This window comes from Paraburkholderia sp. SIMBA_053 (assembly GCF_046534895.1).
GTDB classification, from domain to species: domain Bacteria; phylum Pseudomonadota; class Gammaproteobacteria; order Burkholderiales; family Burkholderiaceae; genus Paraburkholderia; species Paraburkholderia caledonica.
Map to the genome: position 1 here is coordinate 1 of NZ_JAWRXU010000640.1, position 274 is coordinate 274.

Below are 274 nucleotides of genomic sequence, written 5' to 3' on the forward strand. Positions count from 1 at the left end.
GGCGGATCGATCCTGATGTACTTCGCGACTTCCGGTTCAGCTACCAGCCGCCGTTTGATATGCGGCGCCAGCATCGCCCGGTAACCATGCCGATTGCCGATCTTGGGCACTTCACGTTTCGCCCCTTCCTGCAGGCTTTCCGCGAACTGCCACGTGACCCATTCGAGCACTACAAAGTCATCCCGGAACCGGTCAACGCCGCGCATCGCATACTCGACGGTGTTAATCCAGTTCTGCTCCAGATAGCCGAGGCGATAGCCGTAAGGCTGCGCCG

At 59.9% G+C, this 274-nt stretch carries 1 pseudogene; it reads right to left on the reverse strand.

The features are described 5' to 3' along the window. A pseudogene (locus SB753_RS37160) lies at positions 1-274 on the reverse strand (helicase); the annotation flags it as partial.